14 protein-coding genes and 1 other RNA gene are annotated in these 18,827 nt (G+C 39.1%); 13 read left to right on the forward strand and 2 right to left on the reverse strand.

Annotated features, from left to right (window positions below; genetic code table 11):
- The first annotated feature begins 4 nt into the window (after positions 1–4).
- The 5 genes from rfbA (at position 5) to NMM26_RS07235 (ending at position 5,738) form a co-directional block, all read left to right on the forward strand.
- On the forward strand, positions 5–874 hold the full coding sequence (rfbA, locus tag NMM26_RS07215) for a glucose-1-phosphate thymidylyltransferase RfbA (protein WP_000676117.1): 870 nt from the start codon (positions 5–7) through the stop codon (positions 872–874).
- A complete protein-coding gene (locus tag NMM26_RS07220; protein ID WP_000131476.1) occupies positions 875–1,468 on the forward strand; it encodes a dTDP-4-dehydrorhamnose 3,5-epimerase family protein in 594 nt (197 codons plus the stop codon).
- 13 nt (positions 1,469–1,481) lie between these two features.
- Positions 1,482–2,531, forward strand: coding sequence for a dTDP-glucose 4,6-dehydratase (gene rfbB, locus NMM26_RS07225; protein ID WP_000141491.1), 1,050 nt, complete (start codon positions 1,482–1,484; stop codon positions 2,529–2,531).
- A gap of 65 nt (positions 2,532–2,596) precedes the next feature.
- Positions 2,597–3,460 (forward strand): dTDP-4-dehydrorhamnose reductase, encoded by an 864-nt coding sequence (rfbD, locus tag NMM26_RS07230; RefSeq protein WP_025171431.1) that lies wholly within the window; start codon positions 2,597–2,599, stop codon positions 3,458–3,460.
- A 298-nt stretch (positions 3,461–3,758) separates the two neighbouring features.
- Positions 3,759–5,738, forward strand: coding sequence for a peptide ABC transporter substrate-binding protein (locus NMM26_RS07235; RefSeq protein ID WP_000857580.1), 1,980 nt, complete (start codon positions 3,759–3,761; stop codon positions 5,736–5,738).
- Positions 5,739–5,879: 141 nt separating this feature from the next.
- Here NMM26_RS07235 and pbp1a read toward each other — a convergent pair whose 3' ends face one another.
- Positions 5,880–8,063 carry a penicillin-binding protein PBP1A gene (gene pbp1a / locus NMM26_RS07240; RefSeq protein WP_254754100.1) on the reverse strand — a complete coding sequence of 728 codons (2,184 nt, stop codon included), beginning with the start codon at positions 8,061–8,063 and terminating at the stop codon, positions 5,880–5,882.
- A complete protein-coding gene (gene recU / locus NMM26_RS07245; RefSeq protein ID WP_000248752.1) occupies positions 8,060–8,656 on the reverse strand; it encodes a Holliday junction resolvase RecU in 597 nt (198 codons plus the stop codon). The genes pbp1a and recU overlap by 4 nt, the downstream gene beginning before the upstream one ends.
- 66 nt (positions 8,657–8,722) lie before the next feature.
- Between recU and NMM26_RS07250 the strand changes: the two genes are divergently transcribed.
- The 8 genes from NMM26_RS07250 to NMM26_RS07285 form a co-directional block, all read left to right on the forward strand.
- Entirely contained in the window at positions 8,723–9,250 is a 528-nt protein-coding gene (locus NMM26_RS07250) for a DUF1273 domain-containing protein (RefSeq protein ID WP_000205316.1), read from the forward strand.
- 72 nt (positions 9,251–9,322) lie between these two features.
- Positions 9,323–9,652 (forward strand): cell division regulator GpsB, encoded by a 330-nt coding sequence (gene gpsB, locus NMM26_RS07255; RefSeq protein WP_000146534.1) that lies wholly within the window; start codon positions 9,323–9,325, stop codon positions 9,650–9,652.
- Between the two features lie 20 nt (positions 9,653–9,672).
- An RNA gene (gene rnpB / locus NMM26_RS07260) (RNase P RNA component class B) lies at positions 9,673–10,054 on the forward strand.
- 83 nt (positions 10,055–10,137) lie between these two features.
- Entirely contained in the window at positions 10,138–11,295 is a 1,158-nt protein-coding gene (locus NMM26_RS07265) for a class I SAM-dependent RNA methyltransferase (RefSeq protein WP_000711359.1), read from the forward strand.
- Between the two features lie 12 nt (positions 11,296–11,307).
- Entirely contained in the window at positions 11,308–12,717 is a 1,410-nt protein-coding gene (locus tag NMM26_RS07270; RefSeq protein ID WP_000042191.1) for a cell division site-positioning protein MapZ family protein, read from the forward strand.
- A gap of 75 nt (positions 12,718–12,792) precedes the next feature.
- The gene (gene gndA, locus NMM26_RS07275) at positions 12,793–14,217 is read left to right on the forward strand and encodes an NADP-dependent phosphogluconate dehydrogenase (protein WP_000158778.1); all 1,425 of its coding nucleotides are present in this window, start codon (positions 12,793–12,795) and stop codon (positions 14,215–14,217) included.
- A gap of 11 nt (positions 14,218–14,228) precedes the next feature.
- Positions 14,229–14,918, forward strand: coding sequence for a response regulator transcription factor (locus NMM26_RS07280; RefSeq protein WP_254754101.1), 690 nt, complete (start codon positions 14,229–14,231; stop codon positions 14,916–14,918).
- A gap of 684 nt (positions 14,919–15,602) precedes the next feature.
- Positions 15,603–18,827, forward strand: a 3,225-nt coding sequence (locus tag NMM26_RS07285) for a Rib/alpha-like domain-containing protein (RefSeq protein ID WP_254754465.1), incomplete at its 3' end; no start/stop codon positions are given.

Consider the following 18,827-nt stretch of genomic DNA (forward strand, 5'->3'; position numbering starts at 1 on the left):
GATTATGAAAGGTATTATTCTTGCAGGAGGTTCAGGAACTCGCTTGTATCCTTTGACTCGAGCTGCATCAAAACAACTGATGCCGGTTTATGATAAACCGATGATTTACTACCCGCTTTCAACATTGATGTTAGCTGGTATCAAAGATATTTTAATTATCTCTACTCCTCATGATTTACCTCGCTTTAAAGAACTGCTTCAAGATGGTTCGGAGTTAGGAATTAATCTCTCTTATGCGGAACAACCTAGTCCCGATGGATTGGCTCAGGCCTTCATTATCGGTGAAAAATTTATTGGAAATGACAGTGTCGCCCTAATTCTAGGAGATAATATATACTATGGTCCTGGTCTATCTAAAATGCTTCAGAAGGCTGCTAATAAGGAGAGAGGTGCAACTGTTTTTGGATATCAAGTTAAGGATCCTGAAAGATTTGGTGTTGTGGAGTTTGATGCGGAGATGAATGCTGTTTCTATTGAGGAAAAGCCAGAACATCCTCGTTCCAATTATGCAGTGACCGGCCTTTATTTCTATGATAATGATGTTGTAGAAATTTCCAAAAATATTAAACCAAGCCCTCGTGGTGAATTGGAAATTACAGACGTAAATAAAGCATATCTAGAACGCGGAGACCTATCTGTTGAGCTGATGGGACGTGGCTTTGCTTGGTTGGATACAGGAACTCATGAAAGTTTACTGGAAGCTTCACAGTATATTGAAACAGTGCAACGTATGCAAAATCTTCAAGTTGCAAATCTAGAAGAAATTGCTTATCGTATGGGGTATATCAGCCGTGAGGATGTATTAAAGTTGGCGCAACCTCTTAAGAAAAATGAATACGGACAATATTTGCTCCGTTTGATAGGAGAAGCATAGATGACAGATAATTTTTTTGGTAAGACGCTTGTAGCTCGTAAGGTTGAAGCTATTCCCGGTATGTTGGAATTTGATATCCCTGTTCATGGCGATAATCGTGGTTGGTTTAAGGAAAATTTTCAGAAGGAAAAAATGCTCCCACTAGGTTTCCCAGAGTCCTTTTTTGCAGAAGGAAAATTGCAAAACAATGTATCCTTCTCACGTAAAAATGTTCTTCGTGGCTTGCATGCAGAACCTTGGGATAAGTACATCTCTGTAGCAGATGGTGGGAAAGTACTGGGTTCTTGGGTTGATCTACGTGAGGGAGAAACATTCGGAAATACCTATCAAACAGTAATTGATGCTAGTAAGGGTATCTTTGTTCCCCGTGGTGTAGCTAATGGATTTCAGGTTCTATCAGATACAGTCTCTTATAGCTATCTGGTCAACGATTATTGGGCATTAGATTTGAAATCTAAATATGCCTTTGTCAATTATGCAGATCCAGAATTAGGAATTGAGTGGGCCAATCTTGCTGAAGCAGAGGTTTCAGAAGCTGATAAAAATCATCCACTACTTAAGGATGTAAAACCTTTGAAAAAAGAAGATTTGTAAAAAAGGAAAGACTATGACTGAATACAAAAAAATTATCGTGACAGGTGGAGCAGGTTTTATCGGTTCTAACTTTGTTCATTATGTTTACAAGAACTTTCCAGATGTTCACGTGACAGTATTAGACAAGTTGACTTATGCTGGAAATCGCGCTAATATTGAAGAAATTTTAGGTGATCGTGTTGAGTTGGTTGTTGGAGATATTGCTGATGCGGAGTTGGTAGACAAGTTGGCTGCTCAAGCAGATGCTATCGTTCATTATGCAGCGGAAAGTCACAATGACAATTCACTGAATGATCCATCACCGTTTATACATACTAACTTCATCGGAACCTATACTCTTTTGGAAACTGCTCGCAAATATGATATTCGCTTCCATCATGTGTCTACAGATGAAGTTTATGGAGACCTCCCTCTACGCGAGGATTTGCCAGGACATGGTGAAGGTCCAGGTGAAAAATTTACTGCTGATACCAAATATAATCCTAGTTCTCCTTACTCATCAACCAAAGCTGCTTCAGACTTGATTGTCAAAGCATGGGTGAGATCATTTGGTGTCAAAGCAACGATTTCCAACTGTTCAAATAACTACGGTCCTTATCAACACATCGAAAAATTTATCCCACGTCAGATTACCAATATTTTAAGTGGAATTAAGCCAAAACTTTACGGTGAAGGTAAGAATGTTCGTGACTGGATTCATACCAATGACCATTCTTCAGGAGTTTGGACAATCTTGACAAAAGGTCAAATCGGTGAAACCTACTTGATTGGAGCTGATGGGGAGAAGAACAATAAGGAAGTTTTGGAACTTATCCTTAAGGAAATGGGACAATCTGCTGACGCTTATGACCACGTGACAGATCGAGCTGGTCACGACCTCCGCTATGCCATCGATGCCAGCAAACTTCGTGATGAACTAGGATGGAAACCAGAGTTTACTAACTTTGAAGCAGGTCTCAAAGAGACCATCAAGTGGTACACAGACAACCAAGACTGGTGGAAAGCAGAGAAAGAGGCTGTTGAAGCCAATTATGCTAAGACTCAGGAGATTATTAAATTATAAAAAGCAGGAAATCGCTGCTTTTTATTGCTATATTGGGAAGAGTTACAAAGTTGAAAGGTACAGAGATGATTTTAATTACAGGATCAAAAGGTCAATTAGGAACTGAACTGCGTTATTTATTGGATGAGCGTAATGAAGAATACGTAGCAGTAGATGTGGCTGAGATGGATATTACAAATGAAGAAATGGTTGAGAAAGTTTTCGAAGAAGTTAAACCGACTTTAGTATACCACTGTGCTGCCTACACCGCTGTTGATGCAGCAGAGGATGAAGGTAAAGAATTAGACTTTGCTATCAATGTTACGGGGACAGAAAATGTCGCAAAAGCATCTGAAAAGCATGGTGCAACCCTAGTTTATATTTCCACCGACTATGTCTTTGACGGTAAGAAACCAGTTGGAGAAGAGTGGGAAGTAGATGACCGACCAGATCCACAGACAGAATATGGACGTACAAAGCGCATGGGAGAAGAGTTAGTTGAGAAGTATGTGTCTAATTTCTATATTATCCGTACTGCCTGGGTATTTGGAAATTACGGTAAAAACTTTGTTTTCACGATGCAAAACCTTGCGAAAACTCATAAGACATTAACGGTTGTAAATGACCAGCATGGTCGCCCAACTTGGACTCGTACATTGGCTGAATTTATGACTTATCTAGCTGAAAATTGCAAGGAATTTGGTTATTATCATTTATCAAATGATGCGACAGAAGATACAACTTGGTATGATTTTGCAGTTGAAATTTTGAAAGATACAGATGTGGAAATTAAGCCAGTAGATTCAAGTCAATTTCCAGCAAAAGCTAAACGTCCGTTAAACTCAACAATGAGCCTGACCAAAGCTAAATCTACTGGATTTGTGATTCCAACTTGGCAAGATGCTTTGAAAGAATTTTATAAACAAGAAGTAAAAAGTGATGCTAACTAATTTGAATCCTGGTCGTTAATGAACTTCCCAGGAAAGTAATAGATATAATGTTTTCATGACAACAGCTTTGCAGTGCGTGAGAAATGAGTTAGATTAAAGAACTAAGACTGTTCCTCAGTTGCTTTTTAGAAATATGATTGATAATTCCTTGACTACCTAATGTAGTTGAGGTATTTTTGATATTATTCATATTTTTGCAAATCTGTTGTTTAAAAAATAATTTTCTAAAATTCAGAAAATTCTATTGACAGAACTTTAAAAAGGGTCTATAATGGATAGAAAAACAAAGGAGAGTACTATGAAAACAAGGAAAGTATTGGCTCTTGCGGGAGTCACTTTATTAGCTGCAGGTGTCTTAGCGGCTTGTTCTGGTGGTTCTGCTACTAAAGGTGAGCAGACCTTTGCATTTACTTACGAGACAGACCCAGATAATCTCAACTATTTGACAACCAGCAAGGCAGCTACTTCAAACATTACTAGTAACGTCATTGATGGATTACTTGAAAATGACCGTTATGGGAATCTTGTTCCCTCTATGGCAGAGGACTGGTCAGTTTCTAAAGATGGTTTGACCTACACTTATAAGATTCGTCAGGATGCCAAGTGGTACACATCTGAAGGTGAAGAATATGCTCCTGTCAAGGCTCAAGACTTTGTAACAGGTCTTAAATATGCAACAGATAAGAAATCACAAGCTCTTTACTTGGTACAAGATTCAATCAAGGGTCTGGATGATTATGCTAAAGGGGAAAATAAAGATTTTTCTCAAGTTGGAATTAAAGCCCTTGACGATCAAACAGTCCAATACACTTTGAACAAACCTGAAAGTTTTTGGAATTCTAAAACAACAATGGGTGTCTTGGCACCAGTTAATGAAGAGTTTTTGAACTCAAAAGGGGATGATTTTGCTAAAGCGACAGATCCAAGCAGTATCTTGTATAATGGTCCTTATTTGTTAAAATCTCTTGTGGCTAAATCTTCCGTTGAATTTGCAAAGAACCCTAACTATTGGGATAAGGATAATGTTCATGTTGATAAGATAAAATTGTCATTCTGGGATGGTCAAGATACCAGCAAACCTGCAGAAAACTTTAAAGATGGTAGTCTTACAGCAGCCAGACTTTATCCTACAAATGCAAGTTTTGCAGAACTTGAAAAAACGATGAAGGACAATATTGTCTATACCCAACAGGACTCTACGACTTATCTAGTTGGTACAAATATTGACCGCCAGTCCTATAAATATACTTCTAAGACTAGTGACGAACAAAAGACTTCTACTAAAAAGGCTCTCTTAAACAAGGATTTCCGCCAAGCTATTGCTTTTGGTTTGGATCGTACTGCCTATGCTTCACAAGTGAACGGTGTCAGTGGAGCAAGCAAAATTTTGCGTAATCTCTTTGTGCCACCAACATTTGTTCAAGCAGATGGGAAAAACTTTGGCGATATGGTCAAAGAAAAATTAGTAACCTATGGGGATGAATGGAAGGATGTTAATCTGGCCGATGCCCAAGATGGTCTCTACAATCCAGAAAAAGCCAAGGCCGAATTTGCGAAGGCTAAGTCAGCTTTACAGGCAGAAGGCGTGACCTTCCCAATTCATTTGGATATGCCAGTTGACCAGACAGCAACTACAAAAGTTCAACGTGTTCAATCTTTCAAACAATCGGTTGAAGAAACCTTGGGTACAGATAATGTCGTAATTGATATTCAACAACTACAAAAAGATGAAGTCTTGAATATTACCTACTTTGCTGAAACAGCAGCTGGGGAAGATTGGGATATTTCAGATAATGTTGGTTGGTCTCCAGACTTTGCGGATCCATCTACTTACCTCGATATTATCAAACCATCAGTTGGTGAAAACACTAAAACCTACTTTGGCTTTGATTCTGGTACAGATAATGCTGCAGCTAAGAAGGTTGGTCTGAACGACTATGAGAAATTGGTAACTGAAGCTGGAAATGAGACAATAGATGTAGCAAAACGTTATGATAAGTATGCTACAGCCCAAGCTTGGTTGACAGATAGTGCCTTGATTATTCCAACAACATCACTCACTGGTCGCCCAATCTTGTCTAAGATGGTACCATTTACGATGCCGTTTGCCTTCTCTGGTAACAAGGGGACAAGCGATCCGCTCCTATACAAATACTTGGAACTTCAAGACAAGGCAGTCACTGTGGATGAATACCAAAAAGCTCAAGATAAATGGATGAAAGAAAAAGAAGAATCCAATAAAAAAGCGCAAGAAGAACTTGCAAAACATGTGAAATAAGATAAAAAGAAGTTAGTTATTCGCTAACTTCTTTTGGTTTATCGAAAACGAATTGAAACCTATCCTCACTTTCAAAGATTATCAAGCTAATTTTTTTGTAGAAAAAATCCTGAGTTTTTATTCTCAGGATTTTCTTTCATCTCACTGTTGTGGTTGTTGAACTTGTGGATTTTGTGGCGTTGGTTGTACTGGTTGTGTCGGTTGACCAGCCTGGCCAGCTTGTCCTTGATTAGGATCAGTTGCTGGAGCATTATTGGGTTGTTGACCAGCCGTCGTACTTGCCTGTGTAGTTGAACTTTCAGCTGTTGTGCTTGGAGTTTCTACCGTTTGTGTTTGTTGTGTTACTGAATTATTCCATGTGTTCTTTGCGTTGTTCTGGAAGACGAATTCTCCATTTCGGAACAGGCCGTCTGGCATCGTCCAATCTCCAGGTTGGTCATCTTCTGATAGATACGAAATCATTGAGCGATAAACCTTAGCAGCAACTAGGAAACCATCTCCAACGATTGGAGTTAAACGATTTGAGTAACCAGTCCATACAGCCATAGAATACTTACGAGTATAACCTACAAACATTTCATCTGGAGCTACGTAGCCAGTGTTCTTGATATACTTTTCAATTTCGTCGTCAGTATAGTTAGAAGTACCTGTCTTACCTGCTTGTGGAAGCCATGGTAGGTAAGCACCACGTCCGGTTCCGTATGCTAAAACAGTTTTCATCATTTCGGTCATCATATAGGCAGTAGTTTCTTTCATAGCTCGTGTACCAGCATCAGAAAATTCTTTTTCACTACCATCACTAAAGACAATCTTATTGATATACATTGGTTTGTGGTAAGTACCACCATTAGCAAAGGCGGCATAAGCAGCAGCCATTTTTTCACTACTTGCACCGTATTGTTTGTTAGATTCTGTTGTATTACTTGAAATGGCGTTAGCATAGTGGATGCTTGGATAATCGATACCTAAGCCATTTAGGAAGGTTTTCGCTCGATCTAAACCAACTTTATTTAAGGTTTCGACTGCTGTAACATTACGTGATTGTTGGAGTGCATACTGAATTGTAATATTCCCAAAGTAGCCATGATCCCAGTTGTAGACAGGAGTATCAGTACCAGGATAGTTATAAGGAACATCATGTACAATAGAGGCAGTAGAGTCATAGACTCCATATTCTAAAGCGGGAGCATAGTCAGTGATTGGTTTCATAGTAGAACCCCAGTCACGGTTGGTTTCAACGGCTTGGTTGATTCCAAAAGATACATTACTTGATTGGTGACGGGCACCTAACTGAGCAATGACTTTACCATTTGTTACATCCACAATAGTGGAAGCTACTTGAAGTTCATCATCTGGATAAGCAACGTACTCATCTGTATTGTAAACATCCCAAAGTCGCTGTTGAACATCTTTGTCGACATTAGTATAGACTTCCATACCTGTGGTAAGAAGGTTGTAGCCCGTTTCTTGTTCGACTTGGTCGATTACTTCTTTGAGGTAGTTGTCCATATAGGCAGGGTAACTATTGGATGACTTCAAGCTTTGAAGTCCATCAGTGATAGGCGTATTAATAGCTTTTTCGTAATCTTCTGCACTGATATATTTCTGTCCCTTCATTTCTGAAAGTACTAAGTTCCGACGCTCTAGAGCAGCTTCTGGGTGGGAATATGGATCATATTGGTTTGGGGCTTGAGGCATTCCGGCTAGGAGTGCTAACTGTGGTAAGCTTAAATCCTTCAAGTCTTTTCCATAGTAATTTTCGGCTGCGGTTTGCATTCCATAGTTACCGTTAGACATGTAGACTTTGTTGATGTAGTAGGTCAGGATTTCTTGCTTGGTTGCTTTTTGTTCTAGTTGAACGGCCAGCCAAGCTTCTTGGGCTTTACGTGACAAGGTTTGGTCAGCAGTTGAAGTAGAGAAATAAGTTAATTTAATTAATTGCTGAGTCAAGGTCGAAGCCCCTTGTAGCCCTCCTTTCCCTTGGAGGTTTCTCAATGCTGCCCCCATGATACGAATGGTATCAACACCTCTATGATCAAAGAAACGGTGGTCTTCGATTGAGACGATAGCTTTAACCAAATCAGTGGGAATTTCATTGGCTTGAGCATTTACGCGACGTTCAGAACCAAGGTCAGCAATCAGTTCGTTCTTATTGTCATAAATCTTGCTAGAAGTTGTCGCGACTAGTTTACTTTCAGATAAGGCTGGAGCCTTGCTAACAAAGTAGAGGAAGACACCACCACCTAATAGAAATAAAGCGATAAATAAGGTAAGGAATGTAATTCCCATATACTTTAAAAATCGCAGAATAATTTGTTTATTCATCTTGTTTTACCACCTAGTAAATGTTCTTTGATAATATCGAGATAGGGAATTTGAGGGAAAGCTCCTTGCTTTACTAAATATCCGTATTCTTGAATATATCCAAGTGGCATTGATTTCTGCCCCTTATCTTGATGATAAAAGCGAATTAAATCAAGTGCCGGCAACAAATAAGTTTCTTGTTGAGAAGAAAAATGAAGCAGTACGAAGCAAATGCCCTGCTGTTCTAGAACTTGTTCCATATGTTGAATCTGGTGAAGATGGAAGTTCTTCATTGGGATAGCATTTTTTTGCCGCGTTTCTTTAGCTTCAAAGTCAATGTAATATCCTCTATACACGCCAGAGTAATCTGTTGTGGAAGCTTGTCTAAAATAGGCTTCTACAATTTTGGCCCGACTACGTTGAGGATAGTCTACTCGAACGATCTGAACAGGCGTTGGCTTTTTATGGATAACTGCCATGCCATGCGTTAGATAGTAGTCGTTGGTAGCGTTAATCATCTTTTCAAAAGTCATTCCTCTATTTGCGAAATTTTTTGGTTGAGAAATGGATGTTTGGCTTTTTTTCGATGAAATTTTATGAGGATAGTTGACCATATTTCTCCTTATTGGTACAATAACATCACTCTATTATACCATAAAAATAGAAAGAAAGGTGTAAAAATGACTACAGCTTTAATTATGGGATATTCTAACTTTGACTTGGGTTTATTTAATGAAAAAGATATCAGATTAAAAATCATAAAGAAAGCCATTCGCCGTGATTTAGAAAGTTTAGCAGAAGAAGGGATTAAATGGCTGGTTTTTACAGGAAACTTGGGATTTGAATCCTGGGTGCTAGATGTCGCAAATGAAATGAAAGAAGAATATGATTTCAGCCTAGCGACCATTTTTGATTTTGAAACACACGGGGAAAATTGGAATGAAGCGAATCAGCTTAAACTTAACCAATTTAAGCAGGTCGATTTTGTCAAATATGCCTATCCTAAATATGAACACATGGGGCAACTACGAGACTACCAACGATTTTTGCTGGAAAATACTGACTTAGCTTATTTTTTCTATGACCCAGAAAATGAAACCAAATTAAAATTTATGGACAATTTGATGAAAAATCAGGCAGGTTATCGCATAAAAAGGTTAACGTTTGAAGACTTAAATGAGCTAGCAGAAAATTTTTCTGAAAAGTAAGCCTTTGACCTTGATTTTTGTTTGCCTTTTTTTATATAATAATACTATTAGAAACCGAGAATGGAGAGAGAGATGGCAAGTATTATTTTTTCAGCGAAAGATATTTTCGAGCAAGAGTTTGGACGTGAAGTCCGTGGGTATAGTAAGGTTGAAGTTGATGAATTTTTGGACGATGTCATCAAGGACTATGAAACTTATGCTGCTTTAGTCAAGTCTCTCCGTCAAGAAATTGCAGAGTTGAAGGAAGAATTGTCTCGCAAACCTGAATCTGCACCGGTTCAAGCAGAACCACTTGAAATGACAGCTACAACTTCTATGACGAATTTTGACATTTTGAAACGTCTAAATCGTCTTGAGAAAGAAGTGTTTGGCAAACAAATTTTGGATAACTCTGATTTGTAAGAGATTATTTGAAAAGTGCAATTTTTGGATAATCGCGTGAGGAGAATTTCTTTTCATGAGGAAAGTCCATGCTAGCACAGGCTGTGATGCCTGTAGTGTTTGTGCTAGGCGAAACCATAAGCCTAGGGACGAGAAATCGTTACGGCAGTTGAAATGGCTAAGTCCTTGGATAGGCCAGAGTAGACTTGAAAGTGCCACAGTGACGGAGTCTTTCTGGAAACGGAGAGAGTGGAACGCGGTAAACCCCTCAAGCTAGCAACCCAAATTTCGGTCGGGGCATGGAGTACGCGGAAACGAACGTAGTACTCTGATTGCTATCAGCTGTAGGCTGTTAGTGGTAGACAGATGATTATCGAAGGAAGTGATCCTAGTCACTTCTGGAACAAAACATGGCTTATAGAAAATTGCATATAGGTTGGGGCTGAGAAATTTTCTCAACCTCATTTTTTAAAGTGGACATATAGAAAGGTCTTATAAGACTGAAAATGAAAAAAGAATTTAATTTAATCGCGACCGCTGCGGCGGGTCTTGAAGCCGTTGTTGGGCGAGAAATGCGGGAGTTGGGCTACGATTGTCAGGTTGAAAATGGCCGTGTTCGTTTTCAAGGAGACGCGAGAGCCATCATCGAAACCAACCTCTGGCTTCGTGCAGCAGACCGTATTAAGATTATCGTAGGAACTTTCCCAGCTAAGACTTTTGAGGAGCTGTTTCAGGGAGTTTTCGCCCTAGATTGGGAAAATTATTTACCGCTTGGTGCTCGCTTTCCGATTGCCAAAGCTAAATGTGTTAAATCTAAACTGCACAATGAGCCAAGTGTACAGGCTATTTCAAAGAAGGCTGTTGTTAAGAAATTGCAGAAACATTATGCTCGTCCAGAAGGTATTCCCTTGATGGAGACTGGTCCTGAGTTTAAGATTGAAGTTTCTATTCTGAAAGACGTAGCAACTGTCATGATTGATACGACAGGATCCAGTCTCTTTAAACGTGGCTATCGTACAGAAAAAGGTGGCGCTCCTATCAAGGAAAACATGGCAGCAGCCATTTTGCAACTTTCTAACTGGTATCCAGACAAGCCTTTGATTGATCCTACCTGTGGTTCGGGAACTTTCTGTATCGAGGCAGTTATGATTGCTAGAAAGATGGCGCCTGGTCTTCGTCGCTCCTTTGCCTTTGAGGAGTGGAACTGGATTAGCGATCGTTTGATCCAAGAAGTGCGTACAGAAGCAGCCAAAAAAGTAGATCGTGAACTGGAACTAGATATCATGGGTTGTGATATCGATGCACGTATGGTCGAAATTGCTAAGGCTAATGCTCAGGCAGCAGGGGTTGCAGGCGATATTACCTTTAAGCAGATGCGCGTGCAGGATTTACGTTCCGATAAAATCAATGGAGTGATTATCTCCAACCCGCCTTATGGTGAACGCTTGTCAGATGATGCAGGGGTTACCAAGCTTTATGCTGAGATGGGTCAAGTATTTGCCCCGATGAAAACGTGGAGTAAATTTATCCTAACTAGTGATGAAGCTTTTGAGACCAAGTACGGTAGTCAGGCGGATAAGAAACGGAAGTTGTACAACGGAACTTTAAAAGTTGATTTGTATCAATATTTTGGTCAGCGTGTTAAACGTCAGGAAGCAAAGTAGGAAGGAAAACTCATGAGTAAGAACAGACGGAATCGTCATAAAACAGAACATCCAGAAGCGCAATTTGATTTTGATGATGCCAAAGAGCTAACGGTTGGAGAAGCTATGCGAAAAAATGAAGAGGTGGAAGCAGGTGTGTTGCCTGGAGATTCTATCTTGGACAAGTATGTGAAACAACATAAAGATGAAATTGAGGCAGATAAGTTTGAAACACGCCAGTTTAGCAAGGATGATTTAGTTGAAAAAGAAGAGGTAGAGGAGACTCAGACTCTGGATAATTTGCTTCAAGAGCTTCGTGAGGAAACAGGAGTAACTTCTCCAGCTCCAGAAGATGAATTGCGTCAGTTTGATGATTTAGAATTAACAAGAGTTTCAGAAACTCCTCTTGTCGAAGAATTTGAGACTGAAGAGGTACCATTGGTTGGAGCGGAAGAGGCTCTCACACGTTCTCGAGTGACGGATAGTGAAGATGGGAAAAGTAAGAAGAAATGGGTGCTTTACGGTATTCTAGCCGCATTAGTGGTTCTTATCCTTGGAACTGGTTATTATGTTTATCGTCAAGTAGCTCGTTCGACCAAGGAAATCCAGACTTCTCAATCATCTACAAACACGCAGTCAGATGCAGAAGAATTCAATAATTTATATGATGCTTTCTATACAGATAGCAACAAAACAGCTTTGAAGAATAGCCAGTTTGATAAACTGAGCCAACTGAAGACCTTACTTGATAAATTAGAAGGTAGTCGTGAATATACGCTTGCAAAATCTAAATATGATAGCCTCGAAACGCAAATCAAGGCCATTCAAGAGGTCAATGCTCAATTTGAAAAGCCAGCTATTGTTGATGGTGTTGTAGATACAAATGCCAAAGCCAAATCGGATGCTAAATTTACAGATATTAAAACTGGAAATACGGAGCTTGATAAATTGCTAGATAAGGCTATCAGCCTTGGTAAGAGCCAGCAAACAAGTGCTTCAAGCTCAAGTTCAAGTGAAACTAGCAGCTCAAGCTCTAGTCAAGCAAGTGAAAATACTGCTAGTGAAACAAGTCCAAGTAGCTCAAATACTGCATCAACTGAAACTAGCAGTACTCGCAGTGAAGTCAATATGGGTGTATCAAGTGCAGGGGTTGCTGTTCAAAGAAGTGCGAGTCGTGTTGCCTATAATCAGTCTGCTATTGATGATAGCAATAACTCTGCCTGGGATTTTGCGGATGGTGTTTTGGAACAAATTCTAGCGACTTCACGTTCACGTGGTTATATCACTGGTAACCAATACATCCTTGAACGTGTCAATATCGTTAATGGTAATGGTTATTACAACCTCTACAAGCCAGATGGAACCTACCTCTTTACCCTTAACTGTAAGACAGGATACTTTGTTGGAAATGGTTCTGGACATGCGGATGATTTGGACTACTAAACAGTCGTTACAAAATTCTTTCTTTTCAAAAGTAAAAATGATAAAATAAAACAAATTAAACAAGAGGAGTGTCAAATGACAAAAGCTAACTTTGGTGTCGTAGGTATGGCCGTAATGGGTCGTAACCTTGCCCTTAATATTGAATCTCGTGGTTACACAGTTGCTATTTACAACCGTAGTAAAGAAAAAACGGAAGATGTGATTGCTTGCCATCCTGAAAAGAACTTTGTACCAAGCTATGACGTTGAAAGTTTTGTAAACTCAATCGAAAAACCTCGTCGTATCATGCTTATGGTTCAAGCTGGACCTGGTACAGATGCTACAATTCAAGCCCTTCTTCCACACCTTGACAAAGGTGATATCTTGATTGATGGCGGAAATACTTTCTACAAAGATACAATCCGTCGTAATGAAGAATTGGCAAACTCAGGTATCAACTTTATCGGTACTGGGGTTTCTGGTGGTGAAAAAGGTGCCCTTGAAGGTCCTTCTATCATGCCTGGTGGACAAAAAGAGGCCTACGAATTGGTTGCAGATGTTCTTGAAGAAATCTCAGCTAAAGCACCAGAAGATGGTAAACCATGTGTGACTTACATCGGTCCTGATGGAGCTGGTCACTATGTGAAAATGGTTCACAATGGTATTGAGTATGGTGATATGCAATTGATCGCAGAAAGTTATGACTTGATGCAACACTTGCTAGGCCTTTCTGCTGAAGACATGGCTGAAATCTTTACTGAGTGGAACAAGGGTGAATTGGACAGCTACTTGATCGAAATTACAGCTGATATCTTGAGCCGTAAAGATGATGAAGGTCAAGATGGACCAATCGTAGACTATATCCTTGATGCTGCAGGTAACAAGGGAACTGGTAAATGGACTAGCCAATCATCACTTGACCTTGGTGTGCCATTGTCACTCATCACTGAATCAGTATTTGCACGTTACATCTCTACTTACAAAGAAGAACGCGTACATGCTAGCAAGGTTCTTCCAAAACCAGCTGCTTTCAAATTTGAAGGAGACAAGGCTGAGTTGATTGAAAAAATCCGTCAAGCCCTTTACTTCTCAAAAATCATTTCATACGCACAAGGTTTTGCGCAATTGCGTGTAGCTTCTAAAGAAAACAACTGGAACTTGCCATTTGCAGATATCGCATCTATCTGGCGTGATGGCTGTATCATCCGTTCTCGTTTCTTGCAAAAAATTACAGATGCTTACAACCGTGATGCAGACCTTGCCAACCTTCTTTTGGATGAATACTTCTTGGATGTTACTGCTAAGTACCAACAAGCAGTGCGTGACATCGTAGCTCTTGCGGTTCAAGCTGGTGTACCAGTGCCAACCTTCTCAGCAGCTATTACTTACTTTGATAGCTACCGTTCAGCTGACCTTCCAGCTAACTTGATCCAAGCACAACGTGACTACTTTGGTGCCCACACTTACCAACGTAAAGACAAAGAAGGAACCTTCCACTACTCTTGGTATGACGAAAAATAAGTAGGTCTGCCATGGGGAAACGGATTTTATTACTTGAGAAAGAACGAAATCTAGCTCATTTTTTAAGTTTGGAACTCCAAAAAGAGCAATACCGAGTTGATCAGGTTGAGGAGGGGCAAAAAGCCCTTTCCATGGCTCTTCAGACAGACTATGACTTGATTTTATTGAATGCTCATCTGGGGGATATGACAGCCCAGGATTTTGCAGACAAGCTGAGCCGAACTAAGCCAGCTTCAGTCATTATGGTCTTGGACCATCGCGAAGACTTGCAAGATCAGATTGAGGCAATCCAACGCTTTGCCGTTTCGAACATCTATAAGCCAGTTATTATTGAGAATTTGGTGGCTCGTATTTCAGCGATTTTCCGAGGTCGGGACTTTATCGACCAACACTGTAGTCAGATGAAGGTTCCAACGTCTTACCGCAATCTGCGTATGGATGTAGAACATCATACTGTTTATCGTGGCGAAGAGATGATTGCTCTGACGCGTCGTGAGTATGATCTTTTGGCTACTCTTATGGGAAGCAAGAAAGTCCTGACTCGTGAGCAGTTGTTGGAAAGTGTCTGGAAGTATGAAAGTGCGACAGAAACAAATATTGTGGATGTCTATATCCGTTATCTACGTAGCAAGCTTGATGTAAAAGGTCAAAAAAGCTACATTAAAACCGTGCGTGGTGTTGGTTACACCATGCAAGAATAGAATGGCAGTCATGCTCGTGTAACTGCTTTTTGAGCTCCATACTATCTGTAGCAGGAATCCCTGAATAATAGATAGTATGGAGCTTTTTTGAATAGCTACAAATGATGGCTTGTAATGGTCCAAAGGTCTGGTCAGGGAGAATGATTTCTTCTTGACCATAGTTTATACTCAATGAAAATCAAGGAGTAAACTAGGAAGCTAGCTGCAGGTTGCTCAAAACACTAATTTTGAGGTTGCAGATGGAAGCTGACGTGATTTGAAGATATTTTCGAAGAGTATTTGTATCTGATGGACTTTACTTTCATAGTTTCCTATTTTTGGCACTCAAAAGGAATGGCTTATATGTAGGATAAGTTGACATGTTCTTTATAAGTATTCAAAAAAATGGCATTTATCATAGTCTTGAAGAAAAGGAAAATTTTATTTTTATTTTAACGCTATAATATAATAAATGGTTTAAATCCTGAAATATTCTGAAAATAATGGAAAATAATAAAAAATAATAAAAAATAATTAATATAATTGACAAATCTGCTAATGTAAATTATAATATTGATTGTATGTGTATGTGTATGTGTATGTGTATGTGTATGTGTATGTGTATGTGTATGTGTATGTGTATGTGTATGTGTATGTGTATGTGTATTACATGCTATTTTTTAGATATCAAAAGGAGAAAATGTGATGTATTTTAATCGTAAAAATGCAGAGCAAAAGAACTGGAGAATGATCAAAAAAGGGAAGCATTTCCTATTCGGTTGTTCTCTTGTTTTTGCAGTCGGAGCTAGTTTAGCTACCCAAGTGGTTCATGCAAACACAGCAGAAACTACTGTAGCAAACAACTCGACTACTGGGGATGTTAACCCTACACAGAACGGAGATGGCAAGACTTATGAGGCACCTGCTGTAGCAGAAAACAAGCCAGAAGTTGCTGGAACACCAGCTGTGTCTACAACAGAACCAGCAGTAGCGGCAAAACTTGATGGAGAAACTGCAAAAGAAGTTAAAGCTTTAGACAAAACTAAACTAGAAAACTACATTGCAGAAATCGAAGCAAAATTAGCTAACGGAACATACGAAAACAAAACTGAAGAAAGTGTTGCGGTACTAAAAGCTGACTTAGAAGCTGCGAAAGCTACATTAGCAAACGCAACAACTCAAGGTGAAATCACAAAAGCTTACAATAAACTTGTAACTACAGCTAACACTAAATTAAAAAATAAACCTGTAGAGAAAAAAGAAACTCCAGCAGTAGACACTACTAATGGAAAAGAAACTGTAGGTAAAAAAGCAGAAAACACTGAGAAAAAATCAGAATCTAACTCAATCGAAAACACAGGATCTAACGACCCACGTAACGGTAAAGCATTAGATAAAAATAATGCTTTTAGGGCGGAAATTGCCTATAATATTGATTCTCAGGGGAACGACTATGGGAAAAAAGACAGTGTTATTACTAGTGGTATAAGAGGTTCATCTGAATCTGGTAATGCAATAACTGCTGTTAATTCCGTAATGAAATATAGAGCTCGTTACAATACAGATGCTACTGGGAAAATTACTTCTGTAGACTGGCAAGTTTTTTTCAATGACCATTTACAAAATTTCGCTAATGACTATGGAGTAAAGAATGAAGTGTTCCGAAACTACATTCAGATTCCTAATGAAGTGAATATGCCTACGGATATTCGCCGATTGCAATATAGAGCGGAAATGAAATTTGTAGACAGAAAATATCAACTAGTTGGCGGAGATGGAAGTGCTCTTAGTGATACTGTAACTTTTGATAACCCTACTCCATCCACAGCAGCAGGGCGTGCTCTTGCTAAAAATGAGAATTTGAAAATAAATGGTAGTTGGGACAATTATACTAGAGGACTAGATACTCTGTATAATAACACTAGCTTCTACTATAAGGATGCGGTAAAAGACGAGCTATCTGATACAAAAAATTTAGTAAACTCAAATGCTTTGCCAGGTAAGCGTGTTATCTATGATAATTCGAATACAGGTGGTAACTATAGAGACGGTTATGTATGGGAGTTTACAACAACAGTTCCTAATACAGTAACAAATGAACAGTTGAAAAACATGAAGGTTTCGATGGGGATGTTGAGTACCGGGACAGCAGGAGTTGACCACGGTTTCCACAGAATTGCAGAGAACCCTGTAAATCTATCAAAAGCTGATGTTACCCCTCCAACTGTAAAAACTCAAACAGTTAAAGTTAATGAACAACCAAAAGCAGAAAATTCAATTGCTAACTTCAAAGATCTTCCTGCTGGAACAAAAGCTGAGTTCAAGACACCAGTAAACACAGCAACGCCAGGAGAAAAAACAGCAACAGCAGTTGTAACATACTCAGATGGTTCGAAGGTAGAAGGACCAGTAAAAGTAATTGTTGAAAAAGAAGCAGCCCAACCAGCAGCCCCAGTTGCTCCAGCAGCTCCAGCAGTAGCGCCAACAGTAGAGATTCCTTACTCTAATAAAGCTACTAAAGAAGTTTATGTATATGCTGGAGAAAAAAATTCATTCGATATCAAATTCAAAGATGATAGCGGGAAAATCACTAGCGCAATTGTAAATGGCGGAGGAAACCAACCATTTAATCCAGTTGAAGGTGAAGCAAATAAAATTAACGCTAAATATGGATTTACAGCGAATAAAATCACTACTGAAACCCCAGCAACAGCAGATACACCAGCAGTCATTACTTACTCAGGTACACCAGCGGCGACAGATGATTTGACAAAAGATAAACTGGATGCGGCAACTAAAGGTGAAAATCCAAAAGGTATGGTTTTAGGCTGGCGCTATGCAACTGCAACGGATACAGATGGTGCATCCATTGAGAATAAAGCCGTAGGTAGCTCAAACGCGACTGACCCAGGTTCATTCCTTCTTATGCTTAAGGGACAAGCTCAAAAATATGATATTGCAGCTCCAACAGAAAAAGTTACTGTAGCAGATCCAGCTAACGTAACAGAAGCTGAGCTAGGCAAAATCAAAGAGAAACTCCAACTTGAGTACTCTCAAACAAATGATGATGCTAACTTGGCAGACAAAAAAGGTACAACTGTAGCTGATAAAGATGCTAAGATCCAATCAGTAACAAAAGACGATAAAGGAAATCTTGTTGTAACCTATAAAGATGGTTCTCAAGATAAAAAACTATTATCAGAATTAACACGAACTAACCAAAAACCAACAGTAGAAATTCAATATTCTGACCCAGCACCAGATAAAAAAGAAGTATATGTATATGCATCAGAAGTGAATTCTTTTGATATTAAAATCAAAGATGATAGTGGTAAACTTGCAAGCGCTGAGTTAAGAAGAGGAAGTAACCAAGAATTTAAAGACGTAGCAGGAGAAACTAATAAACAAAATACAGAATATGGATTCACTGCGAATAAATTCACTACTGAAACAACAGCAACAGCAGAAAATCCAGCTGTTATTACATATACAGGTACTCCAGCACCTGAAGGGAAGTTTACAAAAGAAAAATTTGAAAAAGCAATTCAAGATGGAGGAACTCCATTAGGATGGCGTTTTGTAAAAGCCATTGATAAAGATGGAGCAGATGCTAGAGGAAATGGTAGAGATGTTACCGACCCAACTGCGGTTAATGTAATTCTTAAACCTCAAACTCAAAAATATGATATTAAAACTCCAGCAGAAGCTGACAAAGTAGTTGTATCAGATGTTAATAATGTTACTGATAAAGAGTTTGAAAAAATTAAAGAGAAAGTTAAACTTGAATATTCTCAAAACAATCCAGATGCACGTTTAGCTGATAAAAAAGGTACAGAAGTAGAAGCTGCTTCAAAAGTTGTTGATAAAGTAGAAAAAGAAGGAAACAATCTTGTTGTAACCTATAAAGATGGTTCTAAAGATAAAAAACCA

It is taken from the genome of Streptococcus sp. CF7_Ac1-8 (assembly GCF_024295435.1).
In the GTDB taxonomy this organism is placed as follows: domain Bacteria; phylum Bacillota; class Bacilli; order Lactobacillales; family Streptococcaceae; genus Streptococcus; species Streptococcus mitis_AP.